Below are 17,302 nucleotides of genomic sequence, written 5' to 3' on the forward strand. Positions count from 1 at the left end.
GAGTTGGGCGGGGCGGCGATTTATCACGGCGAACTGCATCAGCGTCCGCAGTTGGGCGAAGGCGTACCGGCGGATGCCGACGCCATTGACCGGGGCTGGCAATTGGTCCAGCGCGGGGTATGGTTATGGCTGCTGATTCTCTGCCTGGGGGCCGAATTTTATGCTTGAGCACGGTGGGCGATTGCGCAAGGCGGCGCTCGAATACGGCATAGATGAAGCCGACTGGCTGGACCTGTCGACGGGCCTCGCGCCCTGGCCGTTCCCGGTGCCGGATATTCCACTGCGGGCCTGGGCCCGTTTGCCGGAGGCGGACGATGGTCTGGAGCAGGCCGCCTGTGATTACTACGGCGCCTTTCAGGCATTGCCGGTGGCCGGCTCGCAAATGGCGATTCAACTGCTGCCGCGCTTGCGTCGGGCGGGCAAGGTCGGCGTGCTGTCACCCTGTTACGCCGAGCACGCCGAGGCGTGGCGTCGCAACGGCTACATCGTACGTGAAGTGCTGGAGCACGAAGTCGACTTCTTTATCGACAGTTTCGACGTGCTGGTGGTGGTCAATCCGAATAACCCCACAGGCCTTAGCCTGACGCCCAGTCGCCTGCTCGACTGGCACGCGCGGCTGGCCCAGCGCGGTGGCTGGCTGGTGGTGGACGAAGCGTTCATGGATAACACGCCGCAACTGAGCCTGGCGCCGTTTGCCCATCAAGTCGGGCTGATCGTCTTGCGCTCCTTTGGCAAGTTTTTCGGCCTGGCCGGTGTGCGCCTGGGGTTTGTACTGGCCGAGCGCAAGTTACTCAGGTTGCTGGCTGAACAAGTGGGGCCCTGGGCCGTGAGCGGGGCAACCCGGGTCGTGGGCCAGGCCTGCCTGCGCGATACCGAGGGGCATACGCGGCAACGGGTGCGCACCGAAGAGGCCAGCGAGCGCCTTGCGTCGTTGCTGCGGCGACACGGCTTCGAGCCCCAGGGCGGCTGTGCGCTGTTCCAGTGGCTGATCACCGAGCGCGCCGAAGCACTGCATGAGTTCATGGCCCGGCGCGGCATTCTCCTGCGGTTGTTCACGCACAACAGCAGCCTGCGCTTCGGCTTGCCCGGTGACGAAATCGCCTGGGTACGACTGGCGCAGGCGTTCGACGATTTCGCCAAGGAAAACCAATGACCACGCTGATGGTGCAAGGTACCACCTCGGATGCCGGTAAAAGCACGCTGGTGACCGCGCTGTGCCGTTGGGCCACCCGCCAGGGCGTCAGGGTGGTGCCGTTCAAGCCGCAGAACATGGCCCTCAACAGTGCGGTGACCGCCGACGGTGGCGAGATCGGTCGCGCCCAAGCGGTACAGGCCCAGGCCGCGCACCTTGAACCGCACACCGACATGAACCCGGTGTTGCTCAAGCCCAACAGTGACACCGGTGCCCAGGTGATCATCCATGGCCGCGCTGTCACGACCATGAACGCCGTCGCCTATCACGACTACAAAACCATCGCCATGCAAGCGGTGCTGGCCTCCCACGAGCGCTTGAGCGCAGCGTATCCGCTGGTGATGGTCGAGGGCGCAGGCTCGCCGGCGGAAATCAATCTGCGGGCCGGCGACATCGCCAACATGGGCTTCGCCGAAGCGGTGGATTGCCCGGTGCTGCTGATCGCCGATATCAATCGCGGCGGGGTTTTCGCCCATCTGGTGGGTACCCTTGAACTGCTGTCGCCGAGCGAGCAGGCGCGGGTCAAAGGCTTCGTCATCAATCGTTTTCGCGGCGATATCGCGTTGCTGCAACCGGGTCTCGACTGGCTCGAAGAGCGCACCGGCAAACCGGTGATCGGCGTGCTGCCGTACGTGATGGACCTGCACCTGGAGGCCGAGGACGGCATCGATCAACGCCAGGCCGATAAAGCCGAACAGGTGCTGAAGGTGGTGGTTCCGGTGCTGCCGCGCATCAGCAATCACACCGATTTCGATCCGCTGCGCCTGCATCCGCAAGTGGACCTGCAATTCATCGGCCCCGGCCAGGCGATTCCGCCCGCCGACCTGATCATTCTTCCCGGCTCGAAAAGTGTGCGCAGTGATCTTGCGTACCTGCGGGCCAACGGCTGGGACACCGCCATTGCCCGGCATCTGCGTTACGGCGGGAAACTGCTGGGGATCTGTGGCGGTCTGCAGATGCTCGGTGAGCACGTACATGATCCGCTGGGTCTAGAAGGTGCGCCGGGTTCCAGTGCCGGTTTGGGGCTATTGGCCTTCCAGACTCAACTCGAACAAGAGAAGCAGTTGCGCAATGTGCGTGGTCGCCTGGCGCTGGAAGATGCGCCGGTGGCGGGCTATGAAATTCATGCCGGCGTGACCACCGGGCCGGCCCTGGAAAACGCCGCCGTGCAGCTGGATGACGGCCGCTGTGATGGTGCGCAAAGTGCTGACGGGCAGATTTTCGGCACCTACCTGCACGGGCTGTTCGAATCGCCGGCGGCGTGCAGTGCGCTGTTGCGCTGGGCGGGCTTGCAGGAGGTACAGGACGTGGATTACCACGGCTTGCGTGAGCGTGATATCGAGCGGCTGGCGGATCTGGTGGAGAAGCATCTGGATACCGGGCTATTGCGGAAACTCTGTGGAATCTGAGGTGGAAGCTCTGGCCTCTTCGCGAGCAAGCCCGCTCCCACAGTTGACCGCGTTCTAATGTGGGAGCGGGCTTGCTCGCGAAGACTGAAGTGGCCACACCGCCCATTTGAAAGGATGTAACCATGCTCCAACTGATCCTCGGCGGCGCCCGCTCCGGCAAGAGTCGCCTGGCTGAAAAACTCGCCATCGACAGCGCCCTGGCCGTGACCTACATCGCCACGAGCCAACCACTGGATGGCGAAATGAGCGAGCGGGTGGCCCATCACCGCGCCCGTCGTCCCACCGAATGGGCATTGATCGAAGAGCCGCTGGAGCTGGCCCGGGTGCTGCGTGAAACCGCCCGTGCCGAGCGCTGCCTGCTGGTGGATTGCCTGACCCTGTGGCTGACCAATCTGCTGATGCTCGACGATGCCGAGCGCTTGCACGCCGAGCGTGATGCCTTGCTGGACTGCCTGGCGTCGCTGCCGGGTGAAATCATTTTTGTCAGCAACGAGACCGGAATGGGTGTCGTGCCGCTGGGCGAATTGACTCGCCGCTATGTCGATGAAGCCGGTTGGCTGCATCAAGCTCTGGCTGAGCGTTGTCAGCGTGTCGTCCTGACCGTCGCCGGCCTGCCCCTGACTCTGAAAGGAACTGCGTTATGACTCAATCCTGGTGGCTGAACCCGTGCAAGCCGGTCGATGCCCAAGCGGTCGAACAGGCCCTGGCGCGGCAACAGCAACTGACCAAGCCGGCCGGCTCCCTCGGCCAGCTGGAAGCGCTGGCGGTGCAACTGGCGGGATTGCAGGGACGGGTCAAGCCGAGCCTGGAGCAGGTGTGGATCGCGATTTTTGCCGGTGACCACGGCGTCGTCGCCGAGGGTGTGTCGGCGTTTCCTCAGGAAGTGACCGGGCAGATGCTGCTCAACTTCGTCAGCGGAGGTGCAGCGATCAGCGTATTGGCGCGGCAGCTGGGCGCTTCCCTTGAAGTGGTGGACCTCGGCACGGTAACGCCGTCGCTGAACCTGCCGGGTGTACGCCACCTGAACGTCGGCCCGGGCACGGCAAATTTTGTGCAGGGACCGGCCATGACCCAGGCCCAGGGGCAACTCGCCTTGCAGGCCGGTCGTGACAGCGTGCAGCGGGCAATTGCCAGCGGTGCGCAGTTGTTTATCGGTGGCGAAATGGGCATCGGCAACACCACCGCTGCCAGCGCCCTGGCGTGCGCGCTGCTCGATTGCCCGGTGGTGCATTTGACCGGGCCTGGCACTGGGCTCAACGCTGACGGTGTCAACCACAAGGCCCAGGTAATCGAGCGCGCCCTGGCATTGCATGGCGCGCAGCGTGACGATGCCTTGCAGACCCTGTTCAACCTCGGCGGTTTTGAAATCGCCGCGCTGGTCGGTGCCTATCTCGCCTGTGCCCAGGAGGGTGTCGCGGTGCTGGTGGACGGCTTCATTTGCAGTGTCGCGGCGCTGGTTGCGGTGCGTTTGAATCCTGATTGCCGTCAGTGGTTGTTGTTCGGTCATCGCGGCGCCGAACCGGGGCATCGTCATGTGCTGGAAACCCTGAATGCGCAACCCTTGCTCGATCTCGGCCTGCGGCTTGGCGAAGGCAGTGGTGCGGCATTGGCAGTGCCGCTGCTGCGCCTGGCTTGCGACCTGCACGAGCAGATGGCGACCTTCGCCGAAGCCGCCGTGGCAGATCGTCCGGCATGACCTTGCGCGTGGACTTGTTGCGTCACGGTGAAACCGAACTCGGCGGCGGCTTGCGCGGCAGTATCGATGATGCGTTGACTGGCACGGGTTGGGCGCAGATGCGCGCCGCCGTGGTCGGGCAAGGCCCGTGGGACCGGCTGGTCAGTTCGCCGTTGCAGCGTTGTGCACGGTTTGCCGAGGAGCTCGGCGCGCAATTGGGCGTGCCGGTGCAGCTGGACAAAGACCTGCAAGAGTTGCATTTCGGCGCTTGGGAAGGGCAGAGCGCGGCGGCGTTGATGGAAACCGATGAGCAGGCCCTGGGCTTGTTCTGGGCCGATCCTTATTCGTTCACGCCGCCTCAGGGTGAGCCGGTTGCAGACTTTTCGGCACGGGTGCTGGCCGCGTTGGAGCGTTTGCACGCGACCTGTGCCGGCGAGCGCATTCTGCTGATCAGCCATGGCGGTGTGATGCGTCTGTTGCTGGCACAAGCGCGCGGGCTGCCACGAGAGCAACTGCTCAACGTTGAGGTCGGGCACGGCGCGCTGTTTTCGCTGACGGTAGAACCTGCGGGCTTGTTGAAGGAAGTGCTCTGACCATGCTGCCATTCTGGATCGCCCTGCAATTTCTCAGCAGCCTGCCGATTCGCCTGCCGGGTATGCCTGAGCCCCGGGACCTGGGGCGGTCGCTGCTGTTTTATCCGCTGGTGGGATTGCTCTTTGGCGCGATTCTGTGGGCAGTCAACTGGCTGTTGCTCGGCACGCCGACCTTGTTGCACGCGGCACTGTTGCTGAGCCTTTGGGTGCTGCTCAGCGGCGGGTTGCATCTCGATGGCCTGGCGGACAGCGCCGATGCCTGGCTGGGTGGTTTTGGCGACCGTGAGCGCACGCTGAGCATCATGAAAGACCCGCGCAGCGGGCCGATCGCCGTGGTGACGCTGGTGCTGGTGTTGCTGCTCAAGTTCACCGCGCTGCTGGCACTGATCGAGCAGCCGCATTCGCTGGCATTGATCATCGTGCCGTTGATCGGTCGCAGCGCGTTGCTCGGTTTGTTCCTGACCACGCCCTATGTGCGTGCTGGTGGCCTGGGCCAGGCATTGGCCGATCATCTTCCGCGTTCGGCGGGTAAGCAGGTGTTGGCGGTCAGCGCGCTGGTTTGTGTGTTGATCGCCGGTTTGAGTGGTGTGTTGGCGGTGGTGCTGGCCGTTCTTGGATTTTCCTGGTTGCGGCAGGTGATGTTTCGGCGCCTGGGCGGCACGACGGGGGATACGGCGGGCGCGATGCTGGAGTTGCTGGAAGTTACAGTGTTGGTAGGCTTGGCGCTGGCTTGATCGGGTTGTGTTGAATGTTCCGGCCTCATCGCGAGCAAGCTCGCTCCCACAGTTGATCGCATTCCAATGTGGGAGCGGCGGTGCGGCGATCCGACTTGCTCGCAAAGGCGATCTTCAGAACACTGCTAACCCTCATGTAACTTGATTTAACCGACTCGCGGGTATATACACGCACAATGCTCGATTCCCAATGTTTATGCATCAACCTGCGTCGCGCCGCCCGTGGCGTCAGCAGGCACTACGACGGCGCTCTCGACGGCTTCGGGATCAACGTTGCGCAGTATTCTTTGCTGTGCAACCTGCAGCGTCTGGATCAACCGAGCATCTCGACCCTGGCCGAGGCCATGGGCCTGGATCGCAGCACCCTGGGGCGCAATTTGCGGGTGCTGGAGGGTGACGGCCTGGTGACGCTGGTCGAGGGCGAGGACATGCGCAACCGCATCGTCCTGCTGACCGATGCCGGGGCAGAGCGTCTCAAGGCTGCGTTGCCGGCCTGGGAAGCCGCGCAGCAACGCTTGATCGATCGCCTGGGCGCCGAGAAGCGCGAAGTCTTACTGAAGCTGCTGGATGAACTGGCATGATGCCGGTTTTTTCGATCTTAAGCGGGTATATACCCGCTAACGGAGAACAACAATGACATCGATGTGGCGTACATGCGGCTGGGTTCTGTTGGGGAGTGCGCTGATCCTTGCGTTGTCGCTGGGCGTTCGCCATGGCTTCGGGCTGTTTCTGGCGCCGATGAGCGCCGAGTTCGGCTGGGGCCGTGAAGTCTTTGCCTTCGCCATCGCCCTGCAGAACCTGATCTGGGGCCTGGCTCAGCCGTTCACCGGCGCCCTGGCCGACCGCTTTGGCGCGGCGAAAGTGGTGCTGATCGGTGGTGTCCTGTACGCGGCCGGGCTGATCTGCATGGGGCTCTCCGACTCGGCGCTGACCCTGTCCCTGAGCGCCGGCCTGCTGATCGGCATCGGACTGTCCGGTACGTCGTTCTCGGTGATCCTGGGGGTGGTCGGCCGCGCGGTGCCGCCGGAAAAACGCAGCATGGGCATGGGGATTGCCAGTGCAGCCGGTTCGTTCGGCCAGTTCGCGATGCTGCCCGGCACACTCGGTTTGATCGGATGGCTTGGCTGGTCCGCGGCGCTGCTGGCGCTGGGCTTGCTGGTGGCGTTGATCGTGCCGCTGGTGAGCATGCTCAAGGACAAGCCGCTGCCCGTCTTGGGCCACGAACAAACGTTGGGCGAAGCACTGCGCGAAGCCTGCTCCCATTCCGGATTCTGGCTGCTGGCGTTCGGCTTTTTCGTGTGCGGATTCCAGGTGGTGTTCATCGGTGTGCACCTGCCGGCCTATCTGGTGGATCAACACCTTCCGGCGACGGTCGGCACCACGGTGCTGGCGCTGATCGGCCTGTTCAACATTTTCGGCACCTATACCGCCGGATGGCTCGGCGGTCGGATGTCCAAGCCGCGTTTGCTCACCGGTCTGTACTTGCTGCGGGCGGTGGTCATTGCGTTGTTCCTGTGGGCACCGGTGACGACTACCACGGCTTACCTGTTCGGCATGGCCATGGGCTTCCTGTGGCTGTCGACGGTACCGTTGACCAACGGCACGGTGGCGACCTTGTTTGGCGTGCGAAACCTGTCCATGCTCGGCGGGATTGTTTTCCTGTTTCACCAGCTCGGTTCGTTCCTGGGCGGCTGGTTGGGTGGCGTGGTGTACGACCGTACCGGCAGCTATGACTTGATCTGGCAGGTGGCGATTCTCTTGAGCCTGTTGGCCGCTGCCCTCAACTGGCCGGTGCGTGAGCGGCCGGTAGAGCGTCTGCAATCACAAATGAGTGCGATATGAACAGTCTATGGCCGCGGATCGCTGTAGCCGCCGTCTGCGCCTTATTGCTGGCGTTGTCGTGGTGGGGCTGGCATCAGGGCGGGCTGGCGCTGATGCAGTTGGGCATGGGTACTTGCTAGCGAGCGGCGAGGGCGAGTAACGTCGCTTTTGACGAATTATCAAGGATGCACCGACATGTTGAAGCGCTGGATTGCAGTCCCCGCGTTGCTGCTGACGTTTACCGGGCTGGCCTATGCGGCCGAGTGCCCGGAGCTGTTGCAAGGATCACTGCAAAAGCTGCGCGCCAAGGAATCCATCGACCTGTGCCAACGGTATGAAGGTAAGCCGCTGGTGGTGGTCAATACTGCGAGTTTCTGCGGCTTCGCCCCGCAGTTCAAAAGCCTTGAGGCGCTGAATCAGCGTTACAAAGGGCAGGGGCTGGAAGTGCTGGGTGTTCCGTCCAATGACTTCAAGCAGGAGTCCGGGGACGGTGCCGAAACCGCCAAGGTTTGTTACGTCAACTATGGCGTGACTTTCACTATGACCGAGCCGCAGTCGGTACGTGGTGCCGACGCAACCCATCTGTTCAAGGTGCTGGCCGAACAGAGCAGTGCGCCAAAATGGAATTTCTACAAATACGTGGTCGATCGCAAGGGTAAGGTGATCGCCAGCTTTTCCAGCCTGACCAAGCCCGATGATCCCGAGTTCATTGCAGCGGTGGAGCAAGCCCTGGCTTCACAACCTTGATCCGCACCCACTAAAAAGCCCCGCCTCTATACAAGAGAGCGGGGCTTTTTTTGATTCAGCGGGCGAGCGGTTCAGGCTCGCCGGGAATCATCAGAAGCGGTAGGTCGCGCCGAGACCGAAACCGTTCGCGTAGTTATCATACTTGGCGTTGTAGGTCTGGCCACGGTCGTTGCTGTTGTTGACCTTGACCGACTCTTCGCGCAGGTACGAATAAGCCAGGTCGATGGTCAGGTCGTCGGTCGGACTCCAGCCTGCGCCCAGGCTGAACGCTTTGCGATCGCCCGTCGGGATGCGTGGGGAACGGTCGACGTTGTTGGTCGGTGCCTGGTCAATGGACAGGCCGCCACGCAGTACCCATTGCTTGTTCAGCTGGTAGGACGCGCCGATGGCGTGAGCCCAGGTATCGTGCCAGTTCTGTTCTTCGGTGATGGTACCGAATTGGCCGTTCAGGACGGTTGGAACACCACTGTTTTCGACGGTAATTTCTTCCAGGCGGCTCCAGCGGGTCCAGGTGCTGCCTGCGTAAAGAGTCCACTTGTCGTCGAGCTGGTGAGTGACCGAGAAGTCCACCGATTCAGGTGTGGTCAGGTCCAGCGAAGCGTCGTACTTCTGGTTTGGGTTCTGGCCGATCAGGCCCAGCACGTTGTAGTTGACCTTGGTGTTACCTTCGAGCTTGTACTTCACTTTCGAGTGGTAGGTCAGGCCGACGCGAGTGCTGTCGGTGGCTTGAACCAGCACGCCGATGTTGTAGCCCAGCGCGGTGTCGTCACCTGTGATCTTGACCTTGCCGTCTGGCGCGGCCTGGGTGATCGACAGGTTCGATTCCAGGGTGCCATCAATGCGGTTGATGGTCGGGCCAAAACCGATGGAAACCTTGTCGTTGAACGCGTAGCTGACAGTCGGTTGCAGGGTGACGATTTTAACTTCGCTCTTGCTACCGAAGTAACGACCGGCAAAGCCGTTTTCATAGTCGGTTACCAGACCGAATGGTGCGTATACGCCCACACCGAAGGCCCACTGGTCGTCGATTGGCTTGACGTAGTAGCCCATAGGGACGGTGATGAGCGGAACCATGTCGCCGTCGTTGCTGCCGCCGTTCGGGCTGGAGCTTGCGTGGCTGATGTCAGTGTGTGCGTCGATCATCGCAATACCGCCGGTGACTTGTTCGCGCTTGATGCGGGACATGCCGGCAGGGTTGCCAAAAATTGTACTTGCGTCATCGGCAGAGGAAGATCGCCCGGCAAAACCCGTACCCATCCCGCTGATGCTTTGTTCGTTAACGGCAAAGCCACTTGCAAAGATCTGGGTGGATGCCATGGCAACGGCGAGACTGATGGTGGTTTTGAGCATTACTTTTTTCATTATTAGAACTCCTGGTGATCACCGGGGCGAAAATTACCAACATTTTCGTCCCGGCGCCATAGGCTGTATGCCTTGATTTAGAGCGGTTTTGTAGGACAATCCGACCAGAATCGCGGCGTGTTGCGCGATCTTTGGATCCAGAGGTGTCAGCAGGCTACCTGGTTCAGCGGTGAAACACAGGTTTGCCAGGCGCTGGTGAAATCACGCAGACGTCCCTGGGGTTGAAATGTCTGGCGCCAGATCCTGGCCATACCCAGCAAATCATCAGGGGCGGGGAGGGGAGTGTTCTGTTCTTCCACCAGCAGCCAGGCGATGGCTGTGGCGTAACGCAGGTTGACGGTCAATTCGAGGTGCGGGCCACTGAGAAACGCATGCTGGCTGGCCAGGCCGCGGACCAGGCTTGCACGCTCCGGATCAAGGGCCAGGTAATGGTCCCAAAGGGCCTGGTGGCGGGGCTCGGCGATGCGGTACAGGCCGTGCCCACGGCGGTCATGCAGGGCGGAACCAAGGGCGGACTGGCTGGCGGCAATGCCCAGTAGCAGGGATTCGGCAGTAGCGCTATGGCGTCCGAGGTAGATCAAGGTCGGACGAATCACGTAGCGGCACAGTTCGCTGGCAGCGATACCCATAAAACCCTCGAAACCTGAGTTGGACGGCGATACCTGAAGGGGGCTTGGCAGCAGTGAATCGGCTCAGGCTCGCCGCAAGCGGGTCAAGCCGCTTGAGTTGAAGTGTAGTGTTATATTCGCGCTGTAAAGGCCTGTTTTTAAAATATTTCCAGCGACCAGTTATAACCGTTATATCGGATCGTGCTTAGTCGTAATTCGAGGAAAGGGAAATATCAGGCAATAAAAAGCCCCGCTTTTCGGGCAGGGCTTTTGGGTTTTTCAGCCTTTCTGGCGTTTCAGGCAACCAGTGCCTGACGGGTACGCTCGATCACGGCCTGCAGCGGCTCGGCGCTGGAGTATTGATCGGGGTACAGGCGTTCGCTGTGACGAGCGATACCGTGTTCGTTGACCAGGGTGAAGCTGAAGCAGCCTTTGCGAGCGGCCATGATCAGGCAGTTCATTGGTGCAAAAGCGTTGGTTAGGGTGCGAATGGCATCCTGAGTGTGGATTTGAGTAGACATTATTGGGTGTTCCTACAAATGACACGGATAAGAACCGTGCAACGTTAAAACGTTCCAGTAACGTCGATCACCATTGATCGAACGAAGAACCCGACTGGAACAAAGCAGCCAGTTTGAAGCGCTGATAAGTTGGCGCGCTTGGGCTGGCAGGTAGGTACTTAGGAGGGCAGGCAACACATCGAGGGCAAAGGTTCTGGGCCCGGGGTGAAGATCCTGATCAATTTGCAGGTTGGTTCGAGCAGAGTAAGCAGGCGGAGCAACACCCTTTGCTTTCGATTCAAAGGTTGTGTTGGCGCAAGATTTACCTGGAAACCATCGAGGTGGTCGATCCCGCATGTTCGGTGGAGGCTTCCGTCGGGAAGGCTGACCGGGGGGATTTGTTCGACCAGAATTGACTTTCAGCTTGGTACTAACGCCGCGGATACTAACGGATTGAACTGGCCAAGGGAAGTGTGTTAGCGAAAAGAATTTCCCGGCAGGTGCCTGATCGGGCTGTTTTACCATGTAGAGGTGCGCATAAAGCTGCGCGGCCTGCGATTGATACGCCCTGTATTCGAACAGAATCCGACCACCGGTCATCGAAGTTTGTAGCAACGCAGCCGCCTGAACAGTGGGTTTGCCAGGGCTTATCCCCAGGCACGACAAAAAAATGCGCCGAAAAAGTGCGTTGATATAACCGTCGCAAAGGCACTTGTGCACATTAGTTGCGCGGTCTGTCACCCCGCTGTCATCTCATGTTCAAGCGTAATGGCTGCCTGCAACCAAAATTTAAGTCAATGAAAAACATCGCTTTTTTTTACTGGTGAAAAAATCGTCAGTTTGACTGCGAGCCCCATTCCACAGGGCTTTGAGAGGGTTGAAGAGCGGTTGTCCACTGAGTTATCCACAGCTTCTGTGGATTGTCCCGAGCGCTTGCTCTAGGACGGGCGTGCCGGGATATTTTCAGCTTTACCTGTAAGAAAAAGAGAGTAAAGTTGCGCGCCTTCTGATCTGCCCCACAGTGCTTTATGAAGTTTCGCTCAGCCTCCGTTTCCTCTTCCTCCATAACACCCCCTGTTGCCCCTACCAAGCGCTTTTCCATGCGCGTGGCGGAGTGGCTGTTGGACAGTCCGCATCTGGGCGAAAACCGTAACGTCAAACACATCGCCGGACGTCTGCTCAAGCAACCGGCCCGTGAAGGCGTGGTGGCTGCGCAAAGTCGCCTTGGCCAGTTGATGTGCCGCGAATGCGGGAATGCCCGGGACCGCCGGATCGGTCAGGACCTGTTGCGTCAGGCCGCTCGGGCAGGCGATCACCGTGCTCAACTGGAACTGGGGCTGATCGAAGACTGAGCTGTCCAAGACCGGACGCCTTGGTTAACCTTCAGGCTTTATCCGAATGGCAGGAGTGGCTATGGCAATGGACTTGACCAGCGTATTGCTGGGTCTGGCAGGGGCTGGGTTGCCGTTGCTGGTATTGGCCTGGCAACTTCAGCGTCGGGCCAGCACCACGCAAGCCGATGTCGCGCTGCTGCAAGAACGCCTGGCCATGGCGCAACTGGCGCAGGACGGATTGAATGCTCAGCTGGAATCCAGCCGCGATGAAACGGCTGACCTGACCCAGGCCAACGCCGCCAAACAGGCTGATCTGGCTGCGCTGCGTCGTGAAGTCGAACTGCTGCAGATCGAGCGCGACGACGCCCGGGACGCCGCCCATGCGTGGAATATCGAACGCGCCGGCAAAGAAGCCGAATTGCGCCGTCTGGATGCCCAGGCCGCGTCGCTCAACGCCGAATTGCGCGAGCAACAGGACAGTCATCAGCAACGCCTCAACGACCTGCAAGGTTCGCGGGACGAGTTGCGCGCGCAGTTTGCCGAGCTGGCGGGGAAAATTTTCGATGAGCGCGAGCAGCGTTTTGCCGAAACCAGCCAGCAGCGCCTGGGGCAGTTGCTCGATCCACTGAAGGAACGCATCCAGTCCTTCGAAAAACGTGTCGAGGAAAGCTATCAGAACGAGGCCCGTGAGCGTTTCTCCCTGGCCAAGGAGCTGGAGCGTCTGCAACAGCTGAATTTGCGCTTGAGCGATGAAGCCACCAACCTGACCCGCGCCTTGAAAGGGCAGAAGACCCAGGGCAATTGGGGCGAACTGATTCTTGAACGCGTGCTCGAGCATGCGGGGCTGGAGAAGGGCCGCGAGTACCAGACTCAGGTCAATCTCAAGGGGCCGGACGGCGAGCGTTTCCAGCCGGACGTGATCATTTATCTGCCGGGCGACAAGCAGGTGGTGGTCGACTCCAAGGTCAGCCTGACGGCCTATCAGCAATACGTGGCGGCTGAGGACGAGGCCATCGGCCAGATCGCGATCAAGCAGCACGTGCTGTCGTTGCGTAATCACGTCAAAGGCCTGGCCGGCAAGGATTACAAACGCCTCGATGGCCTGCACAGCCTGGATTTCGTGTTGCTCTTCGTGCCGATCGAGGCGGCTTTTTCGGCCGCGCTGCAGGCTGAGCCGACGCTGTTCCAGGAGGCATTCGATCGCAACATCGTGATCGTCAGCCCGACCACCTTGCTGGCGACCCTGCGTGTTATCGACAGCCTGTGGAAGCAGGAGCGCCAGAGTCAGAATGCCCGGGAAATCGCCGAGCGGGCCGGGTGGCTGTACGACAAGTTCGTGCTGTTCATTCAGGATCTGGATGAGGTCGGCAATCGCCTGCAGCAACTGGACAAGGCCTACAGTTCGGCACGCAACAAGCTGACAGAGGGGCGTGGCAACCTGGTCAGTCGCAGTGAACAGCTCAAGCTGCTGGGCGCGCGGGCGAGCAAGAGCCTGCCGGCGGATTTGTTGGAGCGGGCGATGACCGATGTTGATGGGCTGGTCGAATTGCCGGAGTAGCCCCGGGCGAGCGTGGACACTGTGGCGAGGGGGCTGTGTTGATCCTCACTACAACGGTATGTACCGGCTCAACAACGCCCGCAACGCCGCCGGTTTCACCGGTTTGGCCAGGTAATCCAGCCCCGCGGCATGCACCAGATCGACCGTCTCCGGCCGGCCATCGGCGCTGATCACCACCCCCGGAACCGGCTCGCCCATCTGCGTGCGCAACCAGGCCATCAAATCGGTTCCGGTCTCGCCATGATCGAGGTGGTAATCCACCAGCGCCAATTGCGGGCGCATGCCTTCGCCAAGCAACGCGGCACATTCCTCGCGATTGCGCGCGGTCCAGACCTGGCAACCCCAGCGGCTGAGCAGGCTGTTCATGCCGATCAGGATGCTGTCCTCGTTGTCGATACACAGCACCTGCGCACCATTGACCAATTTGCCATTGAGCTCGGCGACCTTGATCGGCGCTGCGGTTTGCGCCCGGGCCAGCGGTACGCTGACGCTGAACACGCTACCGCGTCCCGGCCAGGAGCGTACACGCAAGGTATGACCGAGCACGCGACATAGCCCGTCGACAATCGCCAGCCCCAGGCCGAGGCCTTTTTCGGCCCGTGTCTGGTGGCTGTCGAGGCGCTTGAACTCTTCGAAAATCACTTGTCGTTTATCTTCCGGAATACCCGGCCCACGGTCCCAGACTTCCAGGCTCAATGCTTCCTTGTGCCGGCGAACTCCCAGTAGCACCGGCCCTTTGCCATAGCGGAAAGCGTTGGTCAGGAAGTTCTGCAAAATCCGTCGCAGCAATTTGATGTCGCTGTCGACCCGCAGCGCGCTGCCGCGAACGCGGAACTCCAGTTTTTGTTCTCGCGCCAGCACCTTGAACTCGGTACCGAGGGTGTCGAACAGTTCGTTGATCGCGAATGGCTGGCGATTCGGGTTGATCTTGCCGTTCTCCAGGCGGGAAATGTCCAGCAGGTCGCTGATCAAGTCCTCGGCCGAGCGCAGCGAGCTGTCCAGGTGCCCGACCAGTTTCTGCGCTTCGCCGGACAACCCATCGTCCTGATGGGAGAGGGCGGCGGAGAACAGTCGCGCCGCATTCAACGGTTGCATCAAGTCATGGCTGACAGCCGCGAGGAAACGGGTCTTGGACTGGTTGGCCGCCTCGGCGGTGCCCTTGGCTTCGGTCAGCGCAAGGTTGAGCTGCGACAGTTCGTGGGTCCGTTCGGTAACTCGTTGCTCCAGGCCTTCGTTGGCTTCGGTCAGCGCCTGCTCGGCTTCGCGGAACGCGGTGATGTCGGTGAAACTCATGACGAAGCCACCGCCCGGCATCGGGTTGCCGATCAGCTCGATCACCCGGCCGTTGGGGAACAGGCGCTCGGAGGTGTGCGCGCGGCCCTGACGCATCCAGTGCAGGCGACGTGCGACGTGCACTTCGGCTTCGCCGGGCCCGCACAGGCCGCGCTCGGCATTGTGGCGAATGATGTCGGCGATGGGTCGGCCGACGCTGATCAAGCCGTCCGGGTAGTTGAACAGCTCCAGGTATCGACGGTTCCAGGCCACCAGCTTCAGTGACTGGTCGACCACGCTGATGCCCTGGGTGATGTTCTCGATGGCGCCTTGCAGCAAGGCACGGTTGAACTGCAGCACTTCCGAGGCTTCGTCGGCGATGCGCACGACGTCTTCCAGTTGCATCTCCCGCCCTTCAATGGCGGCTTTTACCACCGCGCGGGTCGAAGAGGCACCGAGCACACCGGCCAGCAAGCGTTCGGTATGGGCGATCCATTCACTGTCGGCGTTCTGGTTCGGGTTGAAGCCTTTGCCCTGGCGATAGGCAAAGCGGATGAAGCTTTGACGGGCGCGTTCTTCGCCGACGAAGCGCGCCGCCAGTTGCAGCAGGTCGTTGATCTGCACTGAAAGCATCGAGCGTGCGCTGGGGCGGGCACTGATTTCCTGGCCGATGAAGCGGCCCGCCTGCCAGTGCTCGGAAACCCGGGTGCGGGACAGCACCGAGACCCAGGCGAACAGCGTGAAGTTGCCTGCCAGCGACAGCACCACGCCCTGGGTCAGCGGGGTGATCGGCAGGTTCAGTGGATTGCTGTGCAGCCAGGCCAGTCCCGGGAATGTGCTCAAGGATAGGCCGAGGCTGAGGGCGGCAATCGGCAGGATCAAGGTGTAGAACCACAGGAACGTGCCCGCGGCGAGGCCAGCGAAAACACCGCGGCGGTTGGCCTGTTTCCAGTACAGCGCACCGAGCATGGCGGGGGCCAGCTGGGTCACGGCGGCGAAGGCGATCTGGCCAATGGTCGCCAGGCTGGCGGTCGAGCCCAGCAGGCGATAACTGACGTAGGCCAGCAGCAGAATGACTACGATACTGACGCGGCGCACCGACAGCATCCACTGGCGGAACACTTCGAACGGGCGCTCGGCATTGTTGCGACGCAGCAGCCAGGGCAGCAGCATGTCGTTGGACACCATGGTCGACAGCGCCACGCTGGCCACGATCACCATGCCGGTGGCCGCCGATGCGCCACCGATAAACGCCAACAGGGCCAACGCCGGATGCGACTGGGCCAGGGGCAGGCTGATGACGAACGAGTCCGGCAACACCGAGCTGGGCAGCATCATCTGGCCGGCCAGGGCGATCGGTACGACAAACAATGCGGCGAGGGCGAGGTAGGCCGGGAATACCCACTTGGCCAGGCGCAGATCCTGGGGGTCGATATTCTCGACAACGGTCACGTGGAACTGCCGTGGCAGGCAAATGATCGCCATCATCGCCACACCGGTCTGCACCACCATCGACGGCCAGTTGATGGTTTCCTTCCAGTACTGTTCGAGGCGCGGTGCCAGCATGGCCTGGTCGAACAGGTCGTCGAAACCGTCGTACAGGCCGTAGGTCACGAAGGCGCCGACGGCGAGAAACGCGAACAGCTTCACCAATGATTCGAAGGCGATGGCCAGCACCATGCCACGGTGGTGCTCGGTGGCGTCGAGGTTGCGGGTACCGAAGACGATGGTGAACAGCGCCAGTACCAGCGACACAATCAGTGCGGTGTCCTGGGCACGGGTACCCATGGCGTCGGCACCGGCGCCGATCAGCAGGTTCACGCCGAGCACAATGCCTTTGAGCTGCAGCGCGATGTAGGGCAATACACCGACCAGGCAAATCAGCGCCACCACCACCGCCAGCGACTGGGATTTGCCATAGCGCGCGGCGATGAAGTCGGCGATCGAGGTGATGTTTTCCTGTTTGCTGATCATCACCATTTTTTGCAGGACCCACGGCGCGCCGACCAGCAACAGGATCGGCCCGAGGTAGATCGGCAGGAACGACCAGAGCTGTTCGGCGGCCTGGCCCACGGCACCAAAGAACGTCCAGCTGGTGCAATAGACTGCCAGCGACAGGCTGTACACCCAGGCGCGCACACGCGGCGGCAAGGGCGCGCTGCGACGGTCGCCATAGAAGGCGATGGCGAACAGGATGGCCATATAGGCCAGGGCGACGACGGCAATCAGCCCGGTGGACAGCGACATGGGGACTCCAGACAAAAGACATCCGGGCCTCCCGCCCGGACTGACAGTCTCGCACGACCGCCAGCGTTAGTCAGTGTCGACCAAGGTCGTGGCGTGGTGGGGTGTCGCAGGGGAATTTGCAGTGTCTGGACTGGCCCCATCGTCGGAACGCCGCCCGGACCAAGCTCGCTCCCACAATTTACCTGCCGTCCACAATCCCTGTGGGAGCGAGCTTGCTCGCGATGGGGGCTTCACTGATTCAATGCAACCT

The 17,302-nt window shown here is 61.4% G+C and carries 16 protein-coding genes and 1 pseudogene; 13 read left to right on the plus strand and 4 right to left on the minus strand.

Annotation, left to right across the window (positions count from 1 at the left end; all coding sequences use genetic code 11):
• The 11 genes and pseudogenes from KGB28_RS10660 to KGB28_RS10705 all read left to right on the plus strand — a co-directional run.
• Positions 1–168: pseudogene (locus KGB28_RS10660) on the plus strand (cobalamin biosynthesis protein); the annotation flags it as partial.
• Positions 161–1,153 (plus strand): threonine-phosphate decarboxylase CobD, encoded by a 993-nt coding sequence (gene cobD, locus KGB28_RS10665; protein WP_223444785.1) that lies wholly within the window; start codon positions 161–163, stop codon positions 1,151–1,153. The pseudogene KGB28_RS10660 and the gene cobD, both read left to right, overlap by 8 nt.
• Entirely contained in the window at positions 1,150–2,601 is a 1,452-nt protein-coding gene (locus tag KGB28_RS10670) for a cobyric acid synthase (protein WP_223444787.1), read from the plus strand. The genes cobD and KGB28_RS10670 overlap by 4 nt, the downstream gene beginning before the upstream one ends.
• 122 nt (positions 2,602–2,723) lie before the next feature.
• Positions 2,724–3,245: a bifunctional adenosylcobinamide kinase/adenosylcobinamide-phosphate guanylyltransferase gene (gene cobU / locus KGB28_RS10675; protein ID WP_223444789.1), complete on the plus strand. Its 522-nt coding sequence runs from the start codon at positions 2,724–2,726 to the stop codon at positions 3,243–3,245.
• Positions 3,242–4,297, plus strand: coding sequence for a nicotinate-nucleotide--dimethylbenzimidazole phosphoribosyltransferase (gene cobT, locus KGB28_RS10680; protein ID WP_223444791.1), 1,056 nt, complete (start codon positions 3,242–3,244; stop codon positions 4,295–4,297). The genes cobU and cobT overlap by 4 nt, the downstream gene beginning before the upstream one ends.
• Positions 4,294–4,869: an alpha-ribazole phosphatase family protein gene (gene cobC / locus KGB28_RS10685; protein WP_223444793.1), complete on the plus strand. Its 576-nt coding sequence runs from the start codon at positions 4,294–4,296 to the stop codon at positions 4,867–4,869. Before cobT ends, cobC begins: the two co-directional genes overlap by 4 nt.
• A gap of 2 nt (positions 4,870–4,871) precedes the next feature.
• A complete protein-coding gene (locus KGB28_RS10690; RefSeq protein ID WP_223444801.1) occupies positions 4,872–5,603 on the plus strand; it encodes an adenosylcobinamide-GDP ribazoletransferase in 732 nt (243 codons plus the stop codon).
• 176 nt (positions 5,604–5,779) lie between these two features.
• Positions 5,780–6,184: a MarR family winged helix-turn-helix transcriptional regulator gene (locus tag KGB28_RS10695; RefSeq protein WP_223444803.1), complete on the plus strand. Its 405-nt coding sequence runs from the start codon at positions 5,780–5,782 to the stop codon at positions 6,182–6,184.
• Positions 6,185–6,236: 52 nt separating this feature from the next.
• On the plus strand, positions 6,237–7,445 hold the full coding sequence (locus KGB28_RS10700; RefSeq protein ID WP_151213332.1) for an MFS transporter: 1,209 nt from the start codon (positions 6,237–6,239) through the stop codon (positions 7,443–7,445).
• Positions 7,442–7,564 (plus strand): hypothetical protein, encoded by a 123-nt coding sequence (locus KGB28_RS31500; RefSeq protein WP_263296610.1) that lies wholly within the window; start codon positions 7,442–7,444, stop codon positions 7,562–7,564. Before KGB28_RS10700 ends, KGB28_RS31500 begins: the two co-directional genes overlap by 4 nt.
• A 55-nt stretch (positions 7,565–7,619) precedes the next feature.
• Complete coding sequence (locus tag KGB28_RS10705) at positions 7,620–8,171, plus strand: glutathione peroxidase (RefSeq protein WP_223444805.1); 552 nt, start codon at positions 7,620–7,622, stop codon at positions 8,169–8,171.
• Between the two features lie 90 nt (positions 8,172–8,261).
• On the opposite strand, the gene KGB28_RS10710 is transcribed toward KGB28_RS10705, so the two are convergent.
• The 3 genes from KGB28_RS10710 to KGB28_RS10720 form a co-directional block, all read right to left on the minus strand.
• Positions 8,262–9,533: an OmpP1/FadL family transporter gene (locus KGB28_RS10710; RefSeq protein WP_223444806.1), complete on the minus strand. Its 1,272-nt coding sequence runs from the start codon at positions 9,531–9,533 to the stop codon at positions 8,262–8,264.
• 146 nt (positions 9,534–9,679) lie between these two features.
• Complete coding sequence (locus tag KGB28_RS10715; RefSeq protein ID WP_008051047.1) at positions 9,680–10,162, minus strand: hypothetical protein; 483 nt, start codon at positions 10,160–10,162, stop codon at positions 9,680–9,682.
• A 275-nt stretch (positions 10,163–10,437) separates the two neighbouring features.
• The gene (locus tag KGB28_RS10720; protein WP_007898912.1) at positions 10,438–10,662 is read right to left on the minus strand and encodes a hypothetical protein; all 225 of its coding nucleotides are present in this window, start codon (positions 10,660–10,662) and stop codon (positions 10,438–10,440) included.
• A gap of 1,007 nt (positions 10,663–11,669) precedes the next feature.
• Between KGB28_RS10720 and KGB28_RS10725 the strand changes: the two genes are divergently transcribed.
• Together KGB28_RS10725 and rmuC are read left to right on the plus strand one after the other, a co-directional pair.
• On the plus strand, positions 11,670–11,993 hold the full coding sequence (locus tag KGB28_RS10725) for a sel1 repeat family protein (RefSeq protein WP_223444808.1): 324 nt from the start codon (positions 11,670–11,672) through the stop codon (positions 11,991–11,993).
• A gap of 175 nt (positions 11,994–12,168) precedes the next feature.
• Positions 12,169–13,533 (plus strand): DNA recombination protein RmuC, encoded by a 1,365-nt coding sequence (gene rmuC / locus KGB28_RS10730; RefSeq protein WP_191625000.1) that lies wholly within the window; start codon positions 12,169–12,171, stop codon positions 13,531–13,533.
• 48 nt (positions 13,534–13,581) lie between these two features.
• On the opposite strand, the gene KGB28_RS10735 is transcribed toward rmuC, so the two are convergent.
• Positions 13,582–17,052 carry a PAS domain-containing hybrid sensor histidine kinase/response regulator gene (locus KGB28_RS10735; protein ID WP_223444815.1) on the minus strand — a complete coding sequence of 1,157 codons (3,471 nt, stop codon included), beginning with the start codon at positions 17,050–17,052 and terminating at the stop codon, positions 13,582–13,584.
• Positions 17,053–17,302: the final 250 nt, after the last annotated feature.

The sequence above is a fragment of the Pseudomonas sp. BF-R-19 genome, from assembly GCF_019956445.1.
GTDB lineage: Bacteria > Pseudomonadota > Gammaproteobacteria > Pseudomonadales > Pseudomonadaceae > Aquipseudomonas > Aquipseudomonas fluorescens_BH.

What these genes read in the sequence shown, in the direction of transcription:
- cobD (WP_223444785.1), top strand. Translation starts at nt 161, where the DNA reads ATGCTTGAGCACGGTGGGCGATTGCGCAAGGCGGCGCTCGAATACGGC.
- KGB28_RS10670 (WP_223444787.1), top strand. Translation starts at nt 1,150, where the DNA reads ATGACCACGCTGATGGTGCAAGGTACCACCTCGGATGCCGGTAAAAGC.
- cobU (WP_223444789.1), top strand. Translation starts at nt 2,724, where the DNA reads ATGCTCCAACTGATCCTCGGCGGCGCCCGCTCCGGCAAGAGTCGCCTG.
- cobT (WP_223444791.1), top strand. Translation starts at nt 3,242, where the DNA reads ATGACTCAATCCTGGTGGCTGAACCCGTGCAAGCCGGTCGATGCCCAA.
- cobC (WP_223444793.1), top strand. Translation starts at nt 4,294, where the DNA reads ATGACCTTGCGCGTGGACTTGTTGCGTCACGGTGAAACCGAACTCGGC.
- KGB28_RS10690 (WP_223444801.1), top strand. Translation starts at nt 4,872, where the DNA reads ATGCTGCCATTCTGGATCGCCCTGCAATTTCTCAGCAGCCTGCCGATT.
- KGB28_RS10695 (WP_223444803.1), top strand. Translation starts at nt 5,780, where the DNA reads ATGCTCGATTCCCAATGTTTATGCATCAACCTGCGTCGCGCCGCCCGT.
- KGB28_RS10700 (WP_151213332.1), top strand. Translation starts at nt 6,237, where the DNA reads ATGACATCGATGTGGCGTACATGCGGCTGGGTTCTGTTGGGGAGTGCG.
- KGB28_RS31500 (WP_263296610.1), top strand. Translation starts at nt 7,442, where the DNA reads ATGAACAGTCTATGGCCGCGGATCGCTGTAGCCGCCGTCTGCGCCTTA.
- KGB28_RS10705 (WP_223444805.1), top strand. Translation starts at nt 7,620, where the DNA reads ATGTTGAAGCGCTGGATTGCAGTCCCCGCGTTGCTGCTGACGTTTACC.
- KGB28_RS10710 (WP_223444806.1), bottom strand. Translation starts at nt 9,533, where the DNA reads ATGAAAAAAGTAATGCTCAAAACCACCATCAGTCTCGCCGTTGCCATG.
- KGB28_RS10715 (WP_008051047.1), bottom strand. Translation starts at nt 10,162, where the DNA reads ATGGGTATCGCTGCCAGCGAACTGTGCCGCTACGTGATTCGTCCGACC.
- KGB28_RS10720 (WP_007898912.1), bottom strand. Translation starts at nt 10,662, where the DNA reads ATGTCTACTCAAATCCACACTCAGGATGCCATTCGCACCCTAACCAAC.
- KGB28_RS10725 (WP_223444808.1), top strand. Translation starts at nt 11,670, where the DNA reads ATGAAGTTTCGCTCAGCCTCCGTTTCCTCTTCCTCCATAACACCCCCT.
- KGB28_RS10735 (WP_223444815.1), bottom strand. Translation starts at nt 17,052, where the DNA reads ATGTCGCTGTCCACCGGGCTGATTGCCGTCGTCGCCCTGGCCTATATG.